This window comes from Halomicrobium katesii DSM 19301 (genome assembly GCF_000379085.1).
Lineage (GTDB): Archaea > Halobacteriota > Halobacteria > Halobacteriales > Haloarculaceae > Halomicrobium > Halomicrobium katesii.
The window spans coordinates 128,470-150,607 of record NZ_KB905379.1; the positions used below are offsets into that span (position 1 = coordinate 128,470).

19 protein-coding genes are annotated in these 22,138 nt (G+C 67.5%); 7 read left to right on the forward strand and 12 right to left on the reverse strand.

Annotated features, from left to right (window positions below):
- The first annotated feature begins 378 nt into the window (after positions 1 to 378).
- Genes HALKA_RS0116145 through HALKA_RS0116165 form a run of 5 tightly spaced genes read left to right on the forward strand, consistent with a single transcriptional unit; the run spans position 379 to position 6,390 of the window.
- A complete protein-coding gene (locus HALKA_RS0116145; protein WP_018258976.1) occupies positions 379 to 1,518 on the forward strand; it encodes a DUF354 domain-containing protein in 1,140 nt (379 codons plus the stop codon).
- A complete protein-coding gene (gene wecB / locus HALKA_RS0116150) occupies positions 1,515 to 2,573 on the forward strand; it encodes a non-hydrolyzing UDP-N-acetylglucosamine 2-epimerase (RefSeq protein ID WP_018258977.1) in 1,059 nt (352 codons plus the stop codon). Before HALKA_RS0116145 ends, wecB begins: the two co-directional genes overlap by 4 nt.
- Positions 2,566 to 3,504, forward strand: coding sequence for a glycosyltransferase (locus HALKA_RS0116155; RefSeq protein ID WP_018258978.1), 939 nt, complete (start codon positions 2,566 to 2,568; stop codon positions 3,502 to 3,504). The genes wecB and HALKA_RS0116155 overlap by 8 nt, the downstream gene beginning before the upstream one ends.
- Positions 3,497 to 5,422, forward strand: coding sequence for a glycosyltransferase family protein (locus HALKA_RS0116160; RefSeq protein WP_018258979.1), 1,926 nt, complete (start codon positions 3,497 to 3,499; stop codon positions 5,420 to 5,422). Before HALKA_RS0116155 ends, HALKA_RS0116160 begins: the two co-directional genes overlap by 8 nt.
- A 29-nt stretch (positions 5,423 to 5,451) precedes the next feature.
- The gene (locus tag HALKA_RS0116165; protein ID WP_018258980.1) at positions 5,452 to 6,390 is read left to right on the forward strand and encodes a DUF1616 domain-containing protein; all 939 of its coding nucleotides are present in this window, start codon (positions 5,452 to 5,454) and stop codon (positions 6,388 to 6,390) included.
- Positions 6,391 to 6,480: 90 nt separating this feature from the next.
- Here the strand turns inward: HALKA_RS0116165 and HALKA_RS0116170 are convergent, their stop codons facing one another.
- Positions 6,481 to 7,890, reverse strand: a complete 1,410-nt coding sequence (locus HALKA_RS0116170) for a right-handed parallel beta-helix repeat-containing protein (RefSeq protein ID WP_018258981.1) — start codon at positions 7,888 to 7,890, stop codon at positions 6,481 to 6,483.
- A 132-nt stretch (positions 7,891 to 8,022) separates the two neighbouring features.
- On the reverse strand, positions 8,023 to 9,975 hold the full coding sequence (locus HALKA_RS0116175) for a hypothetical protein (protein ID WP_018258982.1): 1,953 nt from the start codon (positions 9,973 to 9,975) through the stop codon (positions 8,023 to 8,025).
- A 319-nt stretch (positions 9,976 to 10,294) separates the two neighbouring features.
- Between HALKA_RS0116175 and HALKA_RS0116180 the strand changes: the two genes are divergently transcribed.
- Both HALKA_RS0116180 and HALKA_RS0116185 read left to right on the forward strand, forming a co-directional pair.
- Positions 10,295 to 11,578 carry a carboxylate--amine ligase gene (locus HALKA_RS0116180; protein WP_018258983.1) on the forward strand — a complete coding sequence of 428 codons (1,284 nt, stop codon included), beginning with the start codon at positions 10,295 to 10,297 and terminating at the stop codon, positions 11,576 to 11,578.
- A 112-nt stretch (positions 11,579 to 11,690) separates the two neighbouring features.
- A complete protein-coding gene (locus HALKA_RS0116185; RefSeq protein WP_018258984.1) occupies positions 11,691 to 12,734 on the forward strand; it encodes an NAD(P)/FAD-dependent oxidoreductase in 1,044 nt (347 codons plus the stop codon).
- 27 nt (positions 12,735 to 12,761) lie between these two features.
- Here the strand turns inward: HALKA_RS0116185 and HALKA_RS0116190 are convergent, their stop codons facing one another.
- The 10 genes from HALKA_RS0116190 to HALKA_RS0116235 form a co-directional block, all read right to left on the reverse strand.
- Positions 12,762 to 13,649, reverse strand: a complete 888-nt coding sequence (locus tag HALKA_RS0116190) for a universal stress protein (RefSeq protein ID WP_026190371.1) — start codon at positions 13,647 to 13,649, stop codon at positions 12,762 to 12,764.
- Positions 13,650 to 13,727: 78 nt separating this feature from the next.
- Positions 13,728 to 14,438 (reverse strand): endonuclease III domain-containing protein, encoded by a 711-nt coding sequence (locus tag HALKA_RS0116195; RefSeq protein ID WP_018258986.1) that lies wholly within the window; start codon positions 14,436 to 14,438, stop codon positions 13,728 to 13,730.
- Positions 14,439 to 14,532: 94 nt separating this feature from the next.
- A complete protein-coding gene (locus HALKA_RS0116200) occupies positions 14,533 to 14,913 on the reverse strand; it encodes a putative zinc-binding protein (protein ID WP_018258987.1) in 381 nt (126 codons plus the stop codon).
- Between the two features lie 174 nt (positions 14,914 to 15,087).
- Positions 15,088 to 15,237, reverse strand: a complete 150-nt coding sequence (locus HALKA_RS21130; protein WP_155119445.1) for a DUF2249 domain-containing protein — start codon at positions 15,235 to 15,237, stop codon at positions 15,088 to 15,090.
- Positions 15,238 to 15,501: 264 nt separating this feature from the next.
- On the reverse strand, positions 15,502 to 15,777 hold the full coding sequence (locus HALKA_RS0116210) for a DUF7521 family protein (protein WP_018258989.1): 276 nt from the start codon (positions 15,775 to 15,777) through the stop codon (positions 15,502 to 15,504).
- A 195-nt stretch (positions 15,778 to 15,972) separates the two neighbouring features.
- Positions 15,973 to 16,881, reverse strand: coding sequence for a DUF7551 domain-containing protein (locus tag HALKA_RS0116215; RefSeq protein WP_018258990.1), 909 nt, complete (start codon positions 16,879 to 16,881; stop codon positions 15,973 to 15,975).
- 214 nt (positions 16,882 to 17,095) lie between these two features.
- Entirely contained in the window at positions 17,096 to 18,013 is a 918-nt protein-coding gene (locus HALKA_RS0116220; protein WP_018258991.1) for an NAD(P)/FAD-dependent oxidoreductase, read from the reverse strand.
- Positions 18,014 to 18,015: 2 nt separating this feature from the next.
- On the reverse strand, positions 18,016 to 19,206 hold the full coding sequence (locus tag HALKA_RS0116225; protein WP_018258992.1) for an ABC transporter substrate-binding protein: 1,191 nt from the start codon (positions 19,204 to 19,206) through the stop codon (positions 18,016 to 18,018).
- Positions 19,207 to 19,262: 56 nt separating this feature from the next.
- Positions 19,263 to 20,273, reverse strand: coding sequence for a zinc ribbon domain-containing protein (locus tag HALKA_RS0116230; protein ID WP_026190374.1), 1,011 nt, complete (start codon positions 20,271 to 20,273; stop codon positions 19,263 to 19,265).
- Positions 20,274 to 20,596: 323 nt separating this feature from the next.
- Positions 20,597 to 21,802, reverse strand: a complete 1,206-nt coding sequence (locus tag HALKA_RS0116235) for a Fic family protein (protein WP_026190375.1) — start codon at positions 21,800 to 21,802, stop codon at positions 20,597 to 20,599.
- Positions 21,803 to 22,138: the final 336 nt, after the last annotated feature.

Sequence of the window (22,138 nt, forward strand, 5' to 3'; positions counted from 1 at the left end):
TCGACGCCAGAGCGGTACGAATCGACTAACAATACCCCTGGGCCGATACGTGGTATCTGGGGAGCGAATCCCCCCACACAGTGGCTGTCTCCGTCCCCCCGACTCGTCGCCACTTGCCCNCCCCCCNCCCCCACCCCACTCCCCTTTCCCGCTTCCATTTTCCCCGCTCGTCGACGGCGAGTCACGACGGACGACGACGGGACTCTTCCTGCCTCGTCGCGCGCCCGCGCTCCCATCGAGTGAGAGGCAACCGGAGGCGACCGGAGGCGAGAACGCCGGAGAACTCGCCGAGGCCCCTGCGACGCCGTGGCCGCCGGCTGCCGTGTGCGAGGGCGTAGGTCGGCCATAACAAAACACTCACCCGGTCACCACCGAGTGATGCGTCGGAGACACGCCTCGGCCGTAACAGCCACAGACACGCCACGGAACGCTACCGTCCCCCCCGATCAAAACGGAGTCGGGACGCCACCAGCGGAACAGACCGAGCGGCTTCGGGTTCTGATCACGATTCAGCACCCCGCCCACGTCCACTTCTATCGCCCCGTCATCGAGGAGCTGACCGCCGACGGGCACGAGGTGCGCGTCTGTACGCGCGAGAAGGACGTGGCCACCGAGCTGCTGACCGCCTTCGACATCGAACACAGCGTGCTCGCCGGTTCGGGCCAGTCGACGCTAGAGCGGATCGGCGTGCAGGCGCTGTACGAGCTGCGCTTGCTGGCGGCGGCGCGGCGCTTCCGGCCCGACGTGGTCACCGCGATCGGCGGGGTCGCGGCGGCCCACGTCGCGACCGCCCTCGGAGCCAGGAGCGTCGTCCTGACCGACAGCGAGCCGGCGGCGCTGACCAACCGCCTCGCCTTCCCCTTCGCCGACGTGGTGTGTACGCCGGCGTGGTACGACGGGGAGATCGACGCGCGCCACGTGCGCTACGAGGGGCTCCACGAACTGGCCTACCTCCATCCCGACCGGTTCGAACCAGATCGGGAGGTGGTCAGGGCGGCCGGGGTGGACCCGTCGGCCGACTACTCGCTGGTCCGGTTCGTCTCCTGGGGTGCCCAGCACGACGTGGGCGAGGGGGGCCTCTCGCGGGCCGGCAAGGAGGCGATCGTCGAGACGCTCGCCGAGGCCGGCGAGGTGTACATCACGTCCGAGGAGCCACTCGACGCACCCCTCGACCAGTACCGACTCCCGGTCGCGCCGGCCGACCTCCACCACCTGCTGGCGTTCGCGCAGTTGTACGTCGGCGACTCCCAGACGATGGCGACGGAGGCGGCGTTGCTCGGGACGCCGGCCGTGCGCTGTAACTCCTTTGCGGGCGGCGACGACATGGCGAACTTCCGGCGACTCGCAGAGTACGGGCTCGTGTTCTCGACCGACGACGAGGCGGAGGCCCACGACCGAATCGAGACGCTGCTCGCGGACGACGACGGCGACTGGGACCGCCGCCGCGGCGAGTTCGTCGCAGAGACCATCGACGTGGCCTCGTTCGTCCGGGACGTGCTCGTGGCGGTGGGAACATGAGGGTCCTCACCGTCGTCGGGGCGCGTCCACAGTTCGTCAAGTCGTTCCCCGTCTCGCGTGCGCTGGCACCCGACCACGAGGAGGTGCTCGTACACACCGGCCAGCACTACGACGAAGAGCTGTCGGCGGTGTTCTTCGACGACCTGGATCTGGACGAACCCGCCTACAACCTCGGGGTGGGCTCGCACACCCACGCGGTCCAGACCGCACAGATCATGGAGCGACTGGACCCGATCGTCGCCAGGGAAGCGCCCGACGTAGTCCTCCTGTACGGGGACACGAATTCGACGGTTGCCGGAGCGCTCGTCGGGGCCAACCGCGACGTGACGGTCGCCCACGTCGAGGCCGGACTGCGGAGCGGGACGCGATCGATGCCCGAAGAGACCAACCGCATCGTCACGGATCACGTCGCCGACGTGCTCTGTACGCCCTGCCGGGCGGCGACCGAGACGCTCGAACGGGAGGGGCTGGGCCATCGGGTCCACGAGACCGGCGACGTGATGTACGACGCGCTCCGCTGGGCCGAGCGGATCGCGCGCGACGAGTCGGCCGTCCTCGATCGGCTCGGGCTCGACGAGTCGTTCGTCCTCGCGACGGTACACCGGCCCCGCAACACCGACGATCCCGACCGCCTCGCCGCCATCGTGGAGGCGCTGGTGACCCACCCCGCGCCGGTCGTCTTCCCGGTCCACCCGCGCACGGCGGCCGCGCTCCGAGATCAGGGGCTGTTCGAGACGGTCCGGTCCGAGCTGCACTGTATCGACCCGGTCGGCTACCTCGATTTCGTCCGCCTGCTCGACGCCGCCGATCGGGTGGTCACCGACTCCGGGGGCGTCCAGAAGGAGGCGTTCTTCCTCGAAACGCCCTGCGTGACGTTGCGCGAGGAGACCGAGTGGGACGAGACGGTCGCCGAGGGGTGGAACAGGCTCGTCGGCGCACGGACGACGGCGATCCGCGACGCGCTGGCGACGCCGGTCGACGCCACCGACAGGGGCCACCCCTACGGCGACGGCGACGCGGCCGAGCGGGTCGTCGAGGTGATCGCCGATGGGTGACGTGCTCATGCTGGTGACCAACGAAGACGCGTCGTTCTACAGACAACAGGTCGACGCCCTCGAAGACCTGGGGCTGAACTGTGAGACGGTGGCAGTCCCCAACAGCGAGGGCGGAACCCGGCGGTTGCGCCACTACGCGCGCTTCTACGGGACGACGCTGCGCAAGTCGCTGTCGGAGTACGACGTCGTCCACGCCAACTACGGGCTGACAGCCCCGGCCGCCCTCGCCCAGCGGCGTCGCCCGGTCGTCCTCTCGCTGTGGGGATCGGACCTGCTGGGGTCGTACGGACGGCTGTCGACGTGGTGTGCCAATCGGTGTGACGAAGTGATCGTCATGTCCGACGCGATGGCGACCGAACTCGACCGAGAGGCCCACGTCATTCCCCACGGCGTCGACATGGAGCGGTTCAGTCCCACCGCACAGGCGAGCGCTCGCGACGAACTCGGATGGGATCAGAACGCCCGGATCGTCCTGTTTCCCTACGATCCCGAGCGCCCGATCAAGGACTTCCCACGGGCCCGCGCGGTCGTCGACGACGCGGCGTCGCGCCTCGATGGACACGTCGCGCTCCGGACGGTGAGCGGCGTCGACCACGGAGAGATACCACGATACATGAACGCAACAGACGTGATGCTCCTGACCTCTCGACGCGAGGGGTCACCGAACACGGTGAAAGAAGCACTGGCGTGTAACTGCCCCGTCGTCTCGACCGACGTGGGAGACGTGGCCAACTACGTCGAAGCCCTCGACTACTCGGGGGTCTGTGCCGACGACGACGAACTCGTCGAGCGACTCGTCGCGACGCTCCGGGCCGCACCGGTCTCTGAGGGCCGCGAACAGGTCGCGGCGCTCGGGTTGTCGGAGATGGCCCGCAACATCGCGTCGGTGTATCGACGAGCCGGCGCACGGGGGGTGACCGTCGATGGCTAGCGCGACGCCCCGCGAGCGACTCCCGGCGGAGCCGGACCTCCTCGTGGGGCTCGCCGGCCTCGCGGTCGCGGTCGTCCTCTTCCCGCTTCGATTCCTCTCCGGACAGCTGTTCATCCAGGTGCTCCCGCCGGTGCTGGGCCTCGGAAGCCTGGTGTATCTCGTCGGACGCGTCCGTGCTGGCGAGTACGAGCGGGCGATCGAGCGCCGACGCGTCGGCGTCGACGGGCGTGTCGTCGCGGGCCTCACGGCACTGGGGATCGGCGGGCTCGCGCTGTTTGGCGCGAGTGCCGGCGGTCGGACGACGACGTTCCTGCTGGCCAGCGGGCTCGTCGGGACCGCGATCCTCGTGCAGATCCTGTTCCTCGACGACGACGCGCTCGGTCCCGGACTCGTGCTGGGCCAGTTGCTCGCGCTGGCGCTCGTCGTCAGGTTCACCGCGTTGCTCTCGACGCCCGGACTGATCGGCGTCGACAGCTGGACGCACCTCACGGACTACGCGGCGGCCATCCAGTCGACGGACTCGCTGTCGGCGATCGCCGACGTGAAGTACCGGACTGCGCCGCTCTTTCACGTCCTGGTGGTGATCGCGGCCGACGCCATCGGTGTCGGCCTGCGGGCGGCCACCTACGTCTCGATGGGGCTCGCGCTCCCGCTGTCGACGCTGCTGGTGTACGCGATCGGGACGCTGCTGTTCGACCGCCGCTGGGCGCTGCTGGCAGCGGGCCTGTTCGCGATGGCCGATCACGTGATCCGGTGGGGCGTCCACATCATCCCGACCAGCATGGGGCTGGTCTTCTTCCTCGGAGCGCTGGCCGGGACGACGCGGCTCCTCGCTGGCGACACCAGACGCGCCACGTACGCGATCGTCGTGGCGTTCGGGATCGCGACCGCGCTGACCCACCAGATCTCGGCGTTCATCCTGCTGGTGGTGCTGGGCGTCGGTGCCGTGGTGGGGTCGCTCGGATCGGTGCTGCCCGGCGACTTCGACCGCGCGGGGTCGCTGTGGCCCGTCTTCGCGCTCGTCACCGCCTTCGTGGCAGCGCTCTGGTCGATCACGCCGTACCGAGACAGCGTGTTCGCCCTGGAACTGCTCGACACCGTCGACCGGGCGATCGCGACCTCCGTCGGCTTCCTCAACCTCTCCGGTCCGGATCCGGGCGGCGCGGGCGGTGCCAGCAGCGCTGCGGGCGTCCGGATCGGCGTCGCCTTCGCGGACGCGCTCGGCTTCTTCGCGCTGTTGTTCGCGGTCGTGATCGGGACCGTCGCCGTCTTCCGTCGACGCAACGCCACTCCGGCGACGGTGACCGTCGCCGCGGCCGCGGTGGTGCTGGCGACGTTTACCTTCGGACTCCCGCTGTTTGGCTTCACGACCTTCCTGCCCGGCCGCTGGTACGCGTTCATGTACGCCCCGATGGCGCTGCTCGCGGCGCTCGGCTGCCGGTTCGCGGTGCGTCGGCTCTCGCCACGGATGGCGATGACCGGCCTGCTCGTGTTCGCGCTGGTGGTCCCCGGTGCGATGGCGATCAACCACAAGGGGACCCCGGAGAGCCCGGTCTTCGACCAGGAGTACTCGACCTACGCCTACGACGAGACTGAGCTGTCGGCCGTCGAGACGGTCGGAGCGACGCGGCCCGAAGCGGCCGATCCGGTCTACACCGACCACCCCTATCGGACGGTGTTCGAGCGCAGCGGCGCGACGCCGGCCAACATGCTGGCCGTCGAGGACGGGGAGATCTACCACGACACCGTCGTCTACCGGCAGTACCAGTCGACCGGCGCACCGGTGGTCCTCGTCGACAACGAGTCGCGGACGCGCAGGGTCGCCCCCTCGGAGGTGTGTCGCGAGGACATGCACCGCCTCTACGCGAACAGCAACGTCACCGTCTGTACCGGTATCGACGAGATAGACGGAGCATAACTATGCGCGGAGATTCGGAATCCAGCCCAATGTCAGACAGAACTGTCCAGTCGTCGGTCGCGCTGCCGCGACTGGCGTCGTCGATCGACGTCGCAGCGGTCGTCTTGCTGGCCCTCGTGGGGGCGATCCTGTTCTCGCTCCCGCTCGGGCTCCCAGTCGCCGCGAGGGCCGTCCTCGCGGTCCCGCTCTTGCTGTTCGTGCCGGGGTACGCCGTCGTCGCGGCCCTCTATCCGGCGGCCCGCCGAGAGACCGAGACGACCGTGGACGGCCCGACGGCGATCGAGCGCGCCGCGCTCGCGGTCGGACTGAGCCTGTTTGTCGTCCCGCTGGTCGGAGTCGCCGTCGAGGCCGTCTGGTCGCTGACGCTCGTCCCCGTCCTCGACACCGTCGCCGCGGTGACGATCGCCGCGGGCGTGATCGCGCTCGTCCGACGCGAGCGGTTGCCGGTCGGAGAGCGGTTCGAGGTGACGACGCCGCTGCGCCGGGCGCTGGCGGGGACGACCGAACGGCCGAAGACGCAGGTGTTCCTGATCGTCGCCGTCCTGTTGAGCGTCGCCGCCGTGGGTGCCGGGGGCGTCGTCGCGACGGCCGACAGCGGTCAGGGAGTCACGGAGTTCTACCTCACCACCGACGGACCCGACGGCGAGCGGGTGATGGCGACCGGCGAGACGATCGGCAACGAGTCGGTCCACGAGCTGGTCGTCGAGAGCCCGGAGCGTCCCGGTGCGAACTACACCGTCGTCGCCCGGACCGGCATCGCCACCGACCGCGGCGTCGTCGAGGAGCGGACCCTCGGTCGCACGTCGCTCACGCTCGGCGACGGCGGGACCGGGACGGCGACGTACGCACTCGACCTCGAACGCGGCGACCGCCCGCTCGAACTGACCTACCTCCTCTACGAGGGGGAACCACCGGCGGAGCCGTCCCGAGAGAGCGCAGTTCGCTGGCTGCGCGTCCGGATCAGGTAACACGGCTACTCTCTTTTCGGCGATCGAAGATCGCGACGACAGCCGCCGCTCTCGGTCGTGTCGTCCTCGGAGAAGTGCCGCCGGGTCGCGCTACTCGGATCTCTTTTCCGGCGGGTCGTGCGAGACGTTCTGGCGCACGATCTCGGAGTCGATCGCGGTGATCGGATCGCCGGTCACGTCGAAGTTCGTATCGGCGACGAGACAGTCACGCGACTGTTCGAACCGGATTCCGGAGCGGCGTGGCCCCGTCTGTTCGATCCGCGATCCGCGGATGCGGGTGCCGTTTCGCCTGGTGATGTCGATCGCGTGTTCCGTCGCCGCGCGGCCGCTGATGGTGACGTTCTCGACGACCGGCCCCCGCTGGCTGTCGGCGGGACGGAGGGCGTTGATCGCCGGGACGCCGTCGGTGTCGACGGTCACCGTCGAGTCTCTGATCGTCGCCCGGCCCGCCTCCGAGTGGAGCACGATCCCGCCGGAGCTCGTCGGGATCTGTCCCTCGATGCGGACCTCGCAGTCCTCGACGACCTGTCCTTCGCGGGCCCGCATCCTGATCCCGCGGGGATCGAGCCCGTTGGTGTGACGCGGCGGGACCTCGTCGACGACGACGGTCGCGCGCTTGACCGACGAACCGGTGGATCCGAGCCTGACGTTGGCGATGTTGTTGTTCCGGTAGCGCCCGCCCCGGACGTGGACGGGGCCGTTCGATCCCGAGAGGCCGTCCTGGCGGCCCGGCGACGACGCGTAGATCCCGTTGTTCGGGAAGTTCTCCACCACGCAGTCCCGGACGGTCAGGGTCCCGGCGTGGTTGTGGCCGACGTAGATCCCGACGGAGTCCGAATCGTCGGTCGAGCCACCGGAGAGGCGGACGTTCTCGACGAGGGCGGTGCTGTCTGGCGTGACCGCCTCGAACCGGAACCCGGACACGTCGGGCGGGTACTGGCCCCTGACCGTGACATCGCGGACGGCGAAGTCGTCGGTTCCCAGTACGTACATCATGCCGCCGTCCCCCTCGGCCCGGAAGTCGAGGTCGATCTCCTCGAAGAGGAACCGCTTGAGGTCGACCAGTCGCAGGAGGGTCGTGCCCAGCTCGCTGGCGGGAGCGGTCGGAACGAACGACACGTCGGCCCCGTCGACGGCACGGAGCCCGACGTTGCGGAGCCCGCTCAGCGAGAGGTGATCGACCGCGTAGGTCCCGGCCGGGAACTCGATCAGCGTATCGTCGGCCGCGTGTTCGGCCAGCAGATCGGTGATCGGTTCCGAGCCGTCGGCCGCACCGCCGACCTCGGTGATGTCGATCACCTCGTCGAACCGGGACTGTCTCTCGGTCGTCTGGACCGGCGTCTCCGTCGTCTCCCCCGGCGTCCGGGTCCCGTCGTCTGGCGGCACCGGCGTCTCAGTCTCCGGACCACCACCCGGACAGCCGGCGAGCGAGCCGACGGCTGCCGCTGTGAGCGCGAGGAAGGCACGGCGAGAGCGGCGGGGCTGCGAATCTCGTGACACAGGCGAAGCGTGACCCCCCGTCGTCATTGTAATGGCAGCTCTTACGAACGGGTAAGTGGCGGGTACCGGTTCGACTGGGTATCCCCCACCTGCCCCCGAGACGAGAACCGCCAGCGCGAAACGAACCCCTCGCTACCGCGGACAGCCGATGTCCGGTGCCGGCTCGTCGCTGCCGTAGTGGTTGTTCCGGAACTCGACGTTCTGCCAGCGACTGGTGTGGACCTGCGTGATCGCGCTGCCGTCCCAGCCCTCCGGCGTCGACTTGGGCTCGTTGGGGTTGTAGAACCAGTTGCCGTGGATGTCGGCCACGTCGCTTGGCGTCCCCCGGATCGCGACGGCCTCCGTGCGACCGCTGTCCTGAACGTGCGTGACCGCCTCGACGGTGTTGTGGTGGATCTCGACGGTCGTGCCGCCGGGCCGGTGCATGTCCATCACGTGGTCGACGGCCGCGGAGCCGAAGTAGTTGTATCGGGCGACGTAGCCGTTGCCGCCGCCGCTGGCGATGCTGTGGCGGTTGTAGTTGAACTCGTTGTACTCGACGAGCGGCTGTCCCGACGTGGTGCTGACCCCGTAACCCAGGCCGTCCATCGGGTTGTGATGGATGTGGTTGTGGTGGACGTGCGTGTCGCCGGCCGGTCGGACCGCCGCGTGGGTGAACCCCCAGATCTCGTTGTTGTCGATCTCGACGCCGCTGCCAGTGACCCGCAGTCCCATGTCGACCGCGTCGGCGTCGTACTCGCGGTAGGAGTAGCTCGGGCCGCTGACGCGCAGTCCGGTGACGCGAGCGCCCCCGGAGACGTAGACCAGCGGCCACATGACCGACGTGGTGTAGAGGTGGCCACCGGCGGCCCCGTCGACGCCCCGGTCACTCGCCAGCGTGACGCCGGCCGGGACGGTGATGTCCCGCGAACCGAGGTCGAGTTCGGCGCTCCCGTCGACGTAGACCACGTCGCCGCTGGTGGCACTGCCCAGCGCGTCGACCAGCTCGGACACCGAGTCGACGGTGACGGTCGCCTGCGCCGGCTCGACGGCGTCCGCGTAGCCGTCGCCGCCGCCGATCACCGGACTCGTCGATTCCGTCGAGTCGTCCGAGTCGCCGTCCTCGGTCGAGTCCGTCGATTCGTCCGTCGACTCCTGGCCGGTCAGCTCCGAGAGCGCGATCTGGTCGCCGTCCAGGTACAGCGTGTAGTCGCCCTCGACCGGGGCGAAGTCGCTGACCTCGCCCGTGATCTCGTAGGAGTCGCCGTAGCCGTTGCCCGTGTAGCCCGCGACGGCGTACGTGCCGTCGTCGTTCTCGGCGATCACGTCGTTCTCGGTCTCGGCGGAGTTCCGGCCGGCGTCGAGGACCTTCTCGACGGAGCCGTCGACGGTGAACTCGTAGGAAACCTCCGTCTGTGAGACGACCGCCAGCGTCTGGCTGGGCTCGGCCTCGCCGACGAGGTCGTACGGGGAGATCGAGTCCCCGTCGAGCGTGACGTTCGCGTCGGCGTCTTTCGGTGAGAAGGCGACGACGCTGCCCAGGAACTCGTAGGAGTCGCCGTAGCCGTTGCCCGTGTAGCCTTCGACGGTGTACGTCCCGTCGTCGTTCTGGGAGATCACGTCGTTCTCGGTCTCGGCGGACAGTTTACCCACGTCCGTGAGCTTCGTGATCTCGCCGGTGGTCGTCAGCTCGTAGGCGACTTCCGTCGGCGAGGAGATCGCGATCTCGTGGCGCTCCTTGAGCTGGCCCCCGGCGTCGGGCCCGAAGGAGAACGTCGACGGGCCGTCCATCGTCAGCGCCGTCACGTCGCCCGTCAGCTCGTAGGCGGCGAGGCCCGAGGAGACGGTGCCCTGGATCGTCCCGTCGGAGACGCTGTCGTCGACGTCGCCGTCGGTCGGGACGCGCGTCACGTCGCCGGTCGTCTCGATGACGTAGCTCCACGTCGCCTCGCTGGCGTCGATGACGAACGACTCGGTCTCGCTCTGGCCGGTCGCGGACCCGACGCCCATCCCGACGAGCGCGGTGCCCCCGAGCACTTTCAGCGCGTCGCGACGGCCCAGTAGCGTCGTCTTACTGTCGGTACGGTCAGACTGTTCATCAGCCATGTACGAGTAGCGAGTGATTACACACCTAAGCGTTCTGACGGTCTGGGGCACCGATAACCGCCAGATACGACCGGGATAGCGGCGGTTGGGTACGGGTTGGTTGCGACTATCGGTGAGAGCGACCGTTTCGAAGGCGGCGCAACGCTCGCACGCGGACCCGCCGGTGACCGCGTACGACGAGCTTACGGCTGCCGTAGGACGGAGTTACTCGCCGCTGCTGGCGTGTCCCGCCGGCCGTCGCCGCCGTCGCTCGTCGCCCCGGTTCGGACGCGTCGACAGGACCTCCGTAACAAAACCGCAGTCCGCCCATGGAAGGGGTATGGCAGGTACGCGAGACGGTCGCCGGGAGGGCGTGGTCGTCCCCGGAATCGATACGGCGAGCAGCACCGCGGCGGTCCGGTCGCTCGGTCGCCGATCGATCCCGGCGATCGTCGCCTCCGAGCACGACACACCACCGGCAGCCGAGTCGGCGTACTGCGAGGAATCGGTCAGCGTCCCCGATCCTGGGGAGGACTTTCCGGGCTACGAGACGGCGCTGCTGGAACTGGCCCGGCGCGACGACGTGGCGACGATCCTCCCCTTTCGCGAACCGGACGTGTACGCCCTGGCGCGCAACCGCGACCAGTTTCGCGAGCACGTCGGAACGCCGTGGCCGACGCTTGCGACCCTGCAACGGGTGCAAGATCGGGTGGCGCTGTTCGAGGCCGCCGACCGGGCCGGCGTCGCCACGCCCCGGACCCGGACGCTCTCGGAGTGGACCGACTGGGAGGCAGAGTGCATCGTCAAGCCCCGCTACACCTTCCGCGCACCGGAGTACGCCGACCGCTTTGCGGACCCCGAGACCCAGTGGAGTTCGACCGCGTACCTCGAACCGGGCGAGCGACCCGACAGTGAGGCGATCGTCGAGGAGATGGGGCACGTGCCCCTCGTCCAGGAGTACGTCCCGACGATCGAGGAGTACGGCTTCTTCGCCCAGTACGACCACGGCAGTCCCGTAGCGACGTTTCAGCACCGCCAGCGTCGCGGCTGGAAGTACTGTGGCGGCCCGAGCGCGTTCCGCGAGTCCGTCGACATCCCGACCCTGGAGCGGGCCGGGCGGGCGCTGCTGGACGAACTCGACTGGCACGGCGTCGCCATGGTGGAGTTCCTGCGAGACCCGCGCACGGGGGCGTTCAAGCTGATGGAGATCAACCCCCGGTTCTGGTCGTCGCTGCCCTTCACGGTCCAGGCCGGCGTCGACTTCCCACTGCTCGCCTGGGCGCAGGCGACGGATCACCCCATCGACGGCGCACCCGACTACGAGGTCGGGATCGGGGGGCACCTCCTCCGTGGCGAAGCGCTGCACCTCCACAGCGTCCTGACCGAGGAGTACCCGCTGGTCGAACGCCCCTCGTTCCCGGTCCGTGCCGGCGAGATCGCGGCGTCGCTGCTCGGGCATCCCCGCTTCGACTACCTCTCGACCGACGATCCCGGCCCGTTCGTCCGCGACGTTCGCAACACGGTCGAGCAGGTGACGGGGGCCGCGAGCGCGGACGGCCTCGGCGACTCTGGCCCCGCCGCCCGGCTCGTCACCGCCGTACAGCGGCTGTTCGTGCGCGAGTAAGCCGTTCCTACCACCGGTTTCGGCCGGATCGGGCGTCGCGACGCCGCCGCGAACGCGACCGATCCAACTGTGTTGGTCGCCGTTTTATCTGCCTGGTGGCCCTTCTACCCGTATGGTCGACGTTGGCGTGGTCGGCGCGGGCGCTGGCGCAGCGGCACTCAGCTACGTGGTCGACGGCTCCCACCCGTCGGCAGATCTGACGGTCCTCGAAAAGTCCGGCGGCGTCTGCGGGCGGGCCGCGACCCGGCGGCACGGCTCGCTGACCTACGACTACGGCGCGAACTACCTGAAGTCCGACGACGAGCGCGTCGCGGACCTCGTCCGCGAGACGCTGGGCGAGGCGGGACGGGTCGACGTGACCGAGCCGATCTACACCTTCGACGGGGACGGAACGGTCTCCGAGGGACGAGACACCGACGAGCACAGGTGGAGTTACGAGTCGGGCCTCACCCAGATCGCGAAGCGGCTGTTTTCCGAGACCGACGCGACCGTCCACCGCCGGACGCGGGTCGAGGCCGTTCGCCGGCTCCCGGAGACCGACCAGTGGGAGCTGACCGATACCGACGGCCGGCAGTGGGGTCCCTTCGACGCGCTGGCACTGAATCCGCCGGCACCCCAGACCGCGGCGCTGCTCGACGACGCGGAGTGGGAGCATCCCGTGCGTGAACGGCTGGCCGCGGCCGCGACGGACGTGCCCTACCGGACGATCTGGACGGCCGTGCTCCACTACGAGTTCGAACTCGACCGCCGCTACTACGCGCTCATCAACACCGACGACGACCACGACGTGGGCTGGATCGCTCGCGAGGAGTGCAAGCGCGGCCACGTCCCAGACGGGGAGAGTCTGCTCGTCGTCCAGGCGAGCCCGGAGTGGTCGGTCGACAACTACGACGGCGATCCGGCAGACAACGTCGCCGAGCTGGCCGAACTGACCGCGGCCGTCGTCGGCGACGACCGGCTCACCGAGCCTGACTGGACCGACCACCAGGGGTGGCGCTACGCGCTCCCGGACGCGGGCGTCCAGTCCGGCCCGGTCGCCTCGGCCAACGAGCACGGACTCTATCCGGTCGGCGACTGGGTCGCCGGAGAGGCCCGCCTCCACGCGGCGCTTCGCAACGGCCTCGACGTGGGCGAACGGCTCGCCTACGCCCTGTGATCGAGTCCCGGGCGAGCCGGCCGGTGCTCACTCCGCGTCCCGAGCGTTGACCGCACAGACCGGTACCGGGGAGTGGCGGATGACGCGCTCGGTGGTGCTGCCAAGGAGGAAGCGGTTCAGGCCGCTTCGCCCCGCCGTCCCCATCGCGACCAGATCGGCGTCGTTCGCTTCGACGTAGTCGAGGATGTCTCGGGCCGGGAATCCCTCGCGGACCGTCGTCGTGGCGTCGAGCCCGCGATCGGCCGCGGCCGTCGCGATCTCTTCGGTAGCACGCTCGCCGCGGGCAGTGAACTCCGCTAGCAGCTCCGTGGGCGCGGTCTGGTCCGGGCCCGAAGACAGCGTCGCGACGTTGACGACGTTGATCGCGTGGACTCGGGCGTCGGCCCGCTCGGCGATGGCGAGGCCGTGCTCGACCGCCGCCGTCGACGGCTCGCTCCCGTCGGTCGGGATCACGATCTCGTCGTAGCCGTCGTCGACGGTGCTCGTCTCGACCGCCCGAGTCGTCAGGACCGGGACAGTCGCGTGACGAACGACGTGTTCGACGACGCTCCCGGCGATGTACCGTTCGAGACCAGTCCGGCCGTGGGTCCCCATCGCCAGCAGATCCGCGTCGTGTTCCGCGGCGTAGTCGAGGATCGTCTCGCTGGGCCGTCCCCGGACGACGGCCGTCTCGACCGAGACATCCTCGAAGATCGGTTCGAGCGCCCCGATCGTCGCTTCGCCTTCCGATTCGAGGCGCTCGACGTAGGCCTCGTCGACGCCACCGGCGTTGATCGGGCCGGCCGCCGCCTGGAGGTCGACGACGTTGAGGAGGTGGATCGACGCGTCGAACGCCCGCGCGAGGAACGCGGCGTGGGCTCCGGCCTGTTCCGCGTGGTCGCTGCCGTCGGTCGGAACCAGAACGGTGTCGTACATGGTGTTTCCACTCGGACAGACTCGCCCCTGGATCATAAACGGCGACCACTGTTCCCGTCGGTCAGAAGCTCCCAGCCGTCAGTCGCTCCCACAGCCCTCACAGTCGCAGTAGCGCTCACAGAGCGGGTTGTCACAGTTCGGGTTCCGCGCCGAGCAGTGCGTGCGCCCGTGGCGGATGAGCAGGACGTGGAGCGGATACGTGAGTTCGTCCGGCACGACCGCGTCGAGGGCGTCGTGGGCGCGCTCGTTGCTCGCGTCCTCGGGGACGAGTCCGAATCGCTTGGACACGCGCTCGACGTGCGTGTCGACGGCCATCGTCGGCTTCCCGAAGTGGAAGTTCAGCACGACGCTCGCGGTCTTGGGACCCACGCCCTTGATGTCGGTGAGCCACGCCTTCGCCTCCGCTGTCGGCAGCGCGTCGAGGAAGGCCAGCGAGTAGGCCCCGCCGGTCTCCTCGCGGATCGCGGTCAGCGCACGCTGGATGCGGGCCGCCTTCTGGTCCGGGAGGCCGGCGACGCGGATCGTCTCGGCCAGCTCGTCGTGGTCGGCCGCCTCGATTGCCGCGAAGTCCTCGTAGGTTTCGAACAGCGACTCCGAGGCCCGGCGCGTGTTCTCGTCGGCGACGTTCTGGGAGAGGATCGTCGTCACGAGCTGTCGGACGCCCTCGCCCGGCTCCGCGTCGGCGTCGGCCCCGTGTGCCTCGGTCTGTGCGACCGGTTCGTACAGCGAGACGAGGTCGTCGTGCAACTCGCGTACGTCCGCCGCCGTCCACTCTTCGGGACTCTGCATATCGGGACTCGGGACTGCGACGGCTTCAACGCACCGGGATCGAGGCGGATCTCCGGCCGGGCTCGACACACACACCACACTGCCGGCCGGGAGATCAGGCCGTCGCGGTGAGGTCTTCGACCGTCGCGCGGCGGTCTTCGAACAGGCGCTCGGCCTGCTCGTCGTCGTAGTCCGTGTGATACTCCTTCGCCACGCCGCGTTTGGCGAGGTTGACGTGACGGTCCGGGGCCACGTCGTGGCGTTCGAGGCTGTTGCGCGCACACTCCGGGGGGCACCCGTCGATCACGACCATCGGTCGCCCGGCAGTCGCCGTCTCCACGAGCGGGTCGACGTCTGCACCCACGCCCGCGATACAGGACATCTCCGCCACGCGCTCGCGGTCGAGTCGCACGGCGAGGTCGTTGGCCATCTGGGCCGCACTCGAACACCCAGAGCACGAGTACACCAGCGGCAGGTCGTCGTAGTCTTCGGTCATCGGGCAGACGTTTCGCGCCGTTCGAGGAAGTAGTTGTCCCGAACGGCTTCGTCTCCGAGGCAGGTCGACGACAGCGAAGCGAATGAACTGCCAGTCGAGGTAAAAAGTGAGTGTGAAATGCGATGTATGAATATAGATAGAGAGATCTGCAAGTCTTGAGATATATAGATGTACTTATCCATATTTTATCTCCATCTCCCACATATCTGGTGACAGATTGTGTGATGTGTACTCGAACCCGTGTTCTTCGAGGACGCCATACAGCGGCGAGGGTTCGAAACTGTTCACGAGCACCAGCGTCTCGTCGGCTGGTATAGTAGCCATTGAAAGTCAATGCACACCCGATCGCACGACTACAGTGCGATCGGTGTGTAAATCGTTTCAATTGTTACTATAGCGATCCGAGCGCACTCATGATGTCGTCGAACGGTTCACCGCCGATCTTGCGGGCGTCGAGGCGTCTGTCGGCGTCAGTCTGGGACTCGTGGGCCATAGGTGGCTGTCGGGTGTGAACGGGGCTATAGCGTCACCCGATGGCGTTCGTTCGTGTCGCCGGAGATCGGTAGTTGCCAGCGACGGGCGACGGCATCAGACCCCGACGTTCGGGCGGCGCATGTAGATCGACCGAAGGAGGACGCCGAGGCCGACGAGGACGAACACGCCCTGAATCAGCAGTCCCTCCTTCGCGTCGAGGCGAAAGAGCACTGCGAGCACCCCGCTGGTAGCCAGGCCGGCCGTCAGAATGGCGAACCCGACGCTGAACAGTTGCATCGGTCGGGAGTGTAATCGGCGGGCAGCGCGGTGCGCGAGAGACGCGATGAGCCCGCCGAAGGTGACCGTGCTGATCACGAGGACGATGACCATGACCGTGGTAGTGATATTCGGTAACATTGGTGTGGGGTTGGCTGTTGCGTTTCTGCGTCCAGTGGGCACGACGGGGACGCCGATCGATCTACGTGTAACTACCGTGTGAGACTGCTTCAAGCGAGAGTGGCGTTCCTATCGACTGAGAACGACGACCGATCGCAGTCGATGCGGAGTGGATGGCCGTCCGGGGCGCTACGGCGACTGGACTGGCACAGTCGAGAGCGACATCGGCTCGCTGCCACCGAGTTCGACGACGAGACGCCAGCCGCGGTCCGCGTCGACGACGCGGAACCCCGATAGAGACCACTCGGGCTGGTGGCGAGACAGTTCGACCGCCACCGGGAGCACCGGCAGTCGGCCGTCTCGGACCGACAGTGCGTACGCAGAGAGCGTCGCCTGGACGGTCCGTCGTCGGTTCTCCCGGTCGATCGAGGTCGAGCGACAGCTGAACTCTCCGACGAGGCCGCGACGCTGGAGCGCCGCCAGTGCCGTGGCGACCGGCTGCCGGGTCCGATCGACGGGCGTCAGCTGCGACGCCGCATCAGTCAGCAGTGCTGCCTGCTGGTCGGGGCGCAGTCGCGCGTCGAACTCGGTGGCGAGACACTCCAGCAAGCACAGACAGAGGTCGTCCGGGTCGTCGACTGTCTCTGCGAGTTCGAAGTACGCGTCCACGACGGCGGTCTCCAGGTCGTCGTACGGGCCGTCGGACAGCGCCTCGAAGACGGCGGCGGCGACCCGGTGACAGAACTCGATGCGCCGTTGCGTCCCCTCGTCCGAATCGCCGGCGTCAGCCACCGACGGCACCGCGGCGTCGGTGTCCGGACGGGACCCAGCAGAGAGCGCCCGGTCGCCGAACGGGTCCGACTCCTCGCAGACGATCAGGTCGTATCGCGGCGTCCGGGGATCGTACGTGCGAAGCGTGCTCCGGTACTGTTCGGTCGCACGGACCGCGAGGCGTGCCGTCGAGCGACTGTCGAAGCGCAGTGTCGCGACGGGGACCGGTCGCTCGCCAGTCCGACCACAGACGACGCGGTACGAACCGTCGTCCGTGGCGAGCCGTTCCACGCGTTCCCGAAGCTCTGCGAGTGTCGTCCCGATCATCTGTCTCTCACCGTAGTTGTCGCCGTCACCGGCGTCTGCGACTATATTTTAGGTTTACCTAAAAACATATAACCGCTACGGTCTCCGCTCCGGCGACGCCGACGAGATCGCCGGCACTCAGAGCGAGACGGCAGTCGGACGACTTCCCGTCAGTCCCGTCGTGAGATGGTCGCTCGTTCGGGGTGGCGGGTACGTCACAGACGGACGATCGGCGTCAGTCGTCGGCACGCTCTGGCGCGGTTCGGTCCTCGATGGCACGGGCCCGTTCGACGATCAGATCGTCGTCGACGTGATCGAGGAGCCGTTCCTGGCCGCGTTCGCGCCGTCGCTCGATCTCGTCGTCGTCGACGTAGCTCTCGAACACCCGATCGATCTCGGACTCGCGAACGGACGCCAGTGCCGGCGATTCGGGGTCGAGATCGTCCGGAAGCCGCTGGGCGAACCACTCGCGCCACCGGTCCCGATCGTCCCACTCCTCGTCGAGTTCCGCGCGCCGACGGACCCAGTCGTAGTGATCGGCGACCGGCTCGGGAACGCCGCGGTCGCGGCGAACGTCTTCGACGACGCTCAGGGCCGTCCGCGCGCCCCGCCCGGCAGCGACGATCGCCTGCCGAGACGCCCCGGAGGGCGAGGCGACGTACAGCCCGTCGATCGGTGTCGTCCCGTCCGCCGCGGGATAGGAGTCGTCGAAGGTCTCGTGTACCTCGCCGTCGTGCTCGCGGGTCGTCACCATCGCGGCCTCGTCCAGCGACAGGAGGTACTCCCCGCCGTATCGCGTCGCGGCGACGACTCGGTCGGTCGTGACCGGGTCGCCGGACTGAAGCTCCACGCGGAAGCCGCCGTCGTCACGGCGCTCGACGGACTCGACGAGGTCCGAACGGAGCTCACAGCCGGCCTCTCGGGCGTGGTCGTGGAACAGCTCGTAGAGCGTCTCGATGTCGATGCCCGCGGGGAAGCCGAGGTAGTTTTCGAGGTGAGCGCACCGCCGGAGCGACGAGCGCCCACGGTCGAACACGACCGTATCGAGGCCGTACCGGGCGGTAAACACGCCCGCAGAACAACCTGCTGGGCCGCCGCCGACGATCACGACTTCGCGGTCGGTAGCTCCGTTCGCGGGCGTCGTCTCGCCCATCGTCAGAGCTCTCCGGTGACGATATCCGCGACCCGCTGGCGGTCGAAGAGTTCCGCATCGTCGGTGACGCGCCCGAACGTCTCTGGGTACAGTTGCTTGGCGGCCCGCTCGGTGAGGAACAGATTCTGAATCGGACCCTGTCGGAGCGGCCCACCTCGGTAGACGCGACCGTTCTCGACCGCCGTCAGTTGCCCGCCGACGGGATGTTCGCGGAGGAAGCCGAGGACGGTCTCGCGGAACTCGGTCGCCGACTTCTCCTCGTGGCCGCGAAGCAACAACACGTCCGGGTCGATCGTGAGCAGGTTCTCGTAGTCGAGTTCCCCCCGGTTCTCAGTGCTCAGGTTCTCGACGCCCGTTCCGGCGAGTGCGTCGCTGACACCGAGGTCGTTCCACTGCTTCTTGCTCGTCCCGTCGTCGTTGAGTCGGTACGGGGAGAACGTCTCCGGCTCGTCCGTTCCCTCGTAGGTGAGAAAGACGCTCGGACGATCGTCTGCCGGCGGCAGCTGGGACTGGAGCTCGGCCAGGAACTCCTCGTGGAGCGTCTCGAAGGCCTCGAAACGGGCCCGCTCCCGGAACATCGCGGCCATCTTCTCGAATGCCTGGTAGAGCGTGTAGTACCGGTAGTCGTGCCACTCGTCGGACCGCCGAAAGATCATGTTTCCGAAGAACGGGCCGACGTTCTCCCGGATCTCGGCGATGTCGTCGTCGCTCCAGTCGAACCAGTTTCGCAGCATGCCCGTGTCGACGACGTGGACGTCGCTGTCGAGTTCGTAGAACAGTTCCCTGGACATGTCTGCCTCGACGAGATCGTTGGCGGCTATCCGCTCGAAGTCGACACTGACGCCCGGGAGCTCGTCGTAGACGCCAGTGTGATACTCGCCGGACTGGCCGATCCCGACCATCCCGTCGGCCTGGCCCAGCGCGACGCCCATGTCGGCGAAGTCCCCGCCGTAGGGCACCCACGTCTCCGGGACGGCGTCGAAGGTCACGTCGCTAACGGGGGCCATCGAGACGGAGTACGCATCCCCGTCGCTCGACTCGGTTTGTGCGTCCGTCTGGGTGGCTGTCTCGGTCGAAGAGTCGCTGCTGGTACCGCTACAGCCTGCGATCAGACCGGCGAGCGCCAGAGAACCACCGGACAACACGTACTCTCGTCGGGTCGCTCCGTTCGCGTCGTTCGAGTTGCGCGCCATAGGATTTGGCTCGCCTAAACGATATATATGCGTTGTGGATTTTAGGCGAGCCGAAACTACCGCGGCGCGCCACACTGGAGACACATCGGCGGCCCCGACTCGGGCAGTGCAGTCCCGCAGTGGGGACAGTCGTCGACGGCGTCGGCGGTCGTCAGCGCCTCGATCACCGAACCGGTCGTCCGGCGAAGCGACGCGATCGTTCCGAGATCGCCGTCGTCCGAGCGCCGTTCCGCTGATCGGCCTCGCTCCGCCGTGAGCGCGAACGCTCCACGCTCTGTGACGAACGACTCGTCGTCGTCAGTCAGCGCCCGCAGTCGGGCGGTCGGATACTCTTCGAACACGTCGGCCCCGACGGTACCGAACGCTTCCGCCGCGCGACCCCGGACGTACGGATTCGGGTCGTCCAGGCGCGCAGCGAGCGCCCCCCGAACGTCGGCCAGGCGCTCCGGGTGCTCGCAGCCGGTCGCGACCAGCGCCGTACAGACGTGGTACCTGACGAGTTCGCTCTCGGCGTCGAGGTGGTCCCCGAGGTGTTCGACGAGGTGCCGGAGTCGGTCGGGATCGCCGAGCGCGACGAACGCCAGCGCCTTGGCGAGTTTCGCCGTGACCTCGGGCTCGTCGAACGCGAGGCCGACGCGCAGATCGGCGAGCACGTCGGGCGCTGCGACAGCGTCGGGGTGGTCGAGAGCGACGTACCCCAGCGCTTCGGCCGAGCGAGCACGGACGTAGTAAAACTCGTCCTCGTCGGCGAGGCGAGCACCGAGATCGTCGACGGCCGCGAGGACGGCGTCGGGTTCGGCCTCGGCGACGGCGACGAACAGCTTCGCGGTCGTGAGCCGTATCGCGCGTTCCTCGTCGGTGAGAAACGAGGCGACCGCGGGAGCCAGACCGTCGAAGCGCGAGGGAGCGTCGTCCGCGAGGTCGCCCAGCGCCCGTACCGCGTCCTTCCGAACGGACGGGGACGCGGCGGCGAGTGCCGTCAGTGCGTCCCGCACCCGTTCGACCGGTTCCGTTTCGACGATCTCGACGAGCCGTGCCGGCTCCGGTGGTTCAGTTCGATCCACCATCTGAATGGTCGTGGGAGCGACATCACGGGACCGACTGAAAGCGCTTGCGTTCGATCCGGTCGAGAGGAGATGTATCACGAAGAGATAGCCGACAGTATCAGAGCGGTGCCCGACCTCCTCGGCTCCGCTCGTCGCAAAGTCACGAGCGCCGAGACCGTTCGTTCGAGCGTCGAACGATCTACAGTAGAGCAACGCCACGAGGATCTATACGCGTCTCAAAGACCGCCAGACAGCGAAAGAAGTCCCGCTGGGAGAACGTAATGGGGAAAACGACCGATCGAGTAGATCCATCCCGGCCGAACGCGTTCTGATCGAACGACAGTTTACTCAGCCATTAGTTCACCGGGAGCGGGAATCTCAGCCTGACCTCTGTTCAGAACCCCGAGTACTTCGTTCGCCCGAAACTCACGATATCGTTCTTGACCAGTGAGTTCCTCGACGACACCGTCTGCTTCGAGTCGGTCGACTGCTTTGTTCGCTGCCTGGTACGACATATCGATCAGTTCGGCGGCCCGAGAGACGGTGAGGATCGGTTCGGTGAACAGAGCTTCAATCAGGGCCTTTACCGAGGGAGCGGCGTCACTGTATTCCTGACGATACCCCTCCCGTAACTGAAGCAGTAATTTCGCACGGCCGAATGCCTCGTCTGCCTGTTCCCGGATGCCGGTCAAGAAGAATTCGAGCCATGCGTTCCACTCGCCCGCTTCGTTGACTGCGAGCAAGCGATCCGTATACTCGTCGCGATTACGGCGAATATAGGAGCTGAGGTAGAACAGCGGGTGGACGAGAATGTCGTCAGCGATCAGCATCAGGACGATCAACAGCCGCCCGACACGACCGTTGCCGTCGACGAACGGATGAACCGTTTCGAGCTGGTAATGGAGCAGCCCGATATCGACGAGCGTCGGGTACTCTCCGTGCTGCATATACTCCTCGAAGTTATCCATCTTCGACACAGCGATCTCCGGTTTCGGGGGAGCGAATCGGACAGCGGTACCGTAGCCACGCTGTTGCTCTTCCTCGATCCAGACGTACCGGTCCCGGAACTCGCCCGGTCGTGGATCCTCGTCGTCCGTTCGTCCGGTTTCCATCAGCGACTCGTGCAGTGATTGCAGGAGAGCGAGAGAGAGTTGTTGCCGACTCCGGCCCTGATTGGTCAGCGTCTCGGTCGCATCCCGGAGCGCCGTAGCGTAGTTCCGAGCTTCTTGAACGTCCTTCGAATGGCTCCCTCTCTGAAGCATATCTGAGACGGTCACCTGCGTCCCTTCGACCTGCGAGGACTGTTCTGCCTCCTTGTACACGAACAGGCCAAAGGCAGTCTCTGGGTCGTCGATCTCACTCCAGAAACCGTCGAGGCGACCGAGTGAATGCATCGCTCGCCCGTGTGCATCGATGACCTCGGCAGAGAGTTCCAACGACGGTGGAAGGTCGTCTGGGAGATAGAATTTCGATGCGGGAAGTGGTGCTGTCGAATTGGCGGACAGGTACTTCCCCGGCGCTGGTGTATCGATCAGATACCCGTCTTTCATTACTCTCGATAGCGCTCCGTTGAGTAAATGATTTTCGGAGATCGTTTAGTTAGAGAGAGGTGGTCAACGCTGAGTAAGCGAAGTCCGGTACTGCTTGAAAATAGCTCTGAAATCCACAGTTGTTCCCGAACCAGTGGCTCGCGTGTCTGCAAGCCGCAGAGAAGCGAGCGCTGTGGGATTTGAACCGCGTCGAGACTCGCTTCGCTCGTCTCGTCTGCTCGAATCACCGGTACGCTCCGCTCTTTCGCTCACGTTCGTTCGCGAAAAGCCACGAGCGCTGAGGGCGTTCGTTGGCTTATCGAACGATCTTCCTTAGAGAGTGGGTACGGCGATCTA

Coding starts and splice junctions, on each gene's coding strand:
- HALKA_RS0116145 (WP_018258976.1), top strand. CDS start 379: ATGCGTCGGAGACACGCCTCGGCCGTAACAGCCACAGACACGCCACGG.
- wecB (WP_018258977.1), top strand. CDS start 1,515: ATGAGGGTCCTCACCGTCGTCGGGGCGCGTCCACAGTTCGTCAAGTCG.
- HALKA_RS0116155 (WP_018258978.1), top strand. CDS start 2,566: ATGGGTGACGTGCTCATGCTGGTGACCAACGAAGACGCGTCGTTCTAC.
- HALKA_RS0116160 (WP_018258979.1), top strand. CDS start 3,497: ATGGCTAGCGCGACGCCCCGCGAGCGACTCCCGGCGGAGCCGGACCTC.
- HALKA_RS0116165 (WP_018258980.1), top strand. CDS start 5,452: ATGTCAGACAGAACTGTCCAGTCGTCGGTCGCGCTGCCGCGACTGGCG.
- HALKA_RS0116175 (WP_018258982.1), bottom strand. CDS start 9,975: ATGGCTGATGAACAGTCTGACCGTACCGACAGTAAGACGACGCTACTG.
- HALKA_RS0116180 (WP_018258983.1), top strand. CDS start 10,295: ATGGCAGGTACGCGAGACGGTCGCCGGGAGGGCGTGGTCGTCCCCGGA.
- HALKA_RS0116185 (WP_018258984.1), top strand. CDS start 11,691: ATGGTCGACGTTGGCGTGGTCGGCGCGGGCGCTGGCGCAGCGGCACTC.
- HALKA_RS0116190 (WP_026190371.1), bottom strand. CDS start 13,649: ATGTACGACACCGTTCTGGTTCCGACCGACGGCAGCGACCACGCGGAA.
- HALKA_RS0116195 (WP_018258986.1), bottom strand. CDS start 14,438: ATGCAGAGTCCCGAAGAGTGGACGGCGGCGGACGTACGCGAGTTGCAC.
- HALKA_RS0116200 (WP_018258987.1), bottom strand. CDS start 14,913: ATGACCGAAGACTACGACGACCTGCCGCTGGTGTACTCGTGCTCTGGG.
- HALKA_RS21130 (WP_155119445.1), bottom strand. CDS start 15,237: ATGGCTACTATACCAGCCGACGAGACGCTGGTGCTCGTGAACAGTTTC.
- HALKA_RS0116210 (WP_018258989.1), bottom strand. CDS start 15,777: ATGGTCATCGTCCTCGTGATCAGCACGGTCACCTTCGGCGGGCTCATC.
- HALKA_RS0116215 (WP_018258990.1), bottom strand. CDS start 16,881: ATGATCGGGACGACACTCGCAGAGCTTCGGGAACGCGTGGAACGGCTC.
- HALKA_RS0116220 (WP_018258991.1), bottom strand. CDS start 18,013: ATGGGCGAGACGACGCCCGCGAACGGAGCTACCGACCGCGAAGTCGTG.
- HALKA_RS0116225 (WP_018258992.1), bottom strand. CDS start 19,206: ATGGCGCGCAACTCGAACGACGCGAACGGAGCGACCCGACGAGAGTAC.
- HALKA_RS0116230 (WP_026190374.1), bottom strand. CDS start 20,273: ATGGTGGATCGAACTGAACCACCGGAGCCGGCACGGCTCGTCGAGATC.
- HALKA_RS0116235 (WP_026190375.1), bottom strand. CDS start 21,802: ATGAAAGACGGGTATCTGATCGATACACCAGCGCCGGGGAAGTACCTG.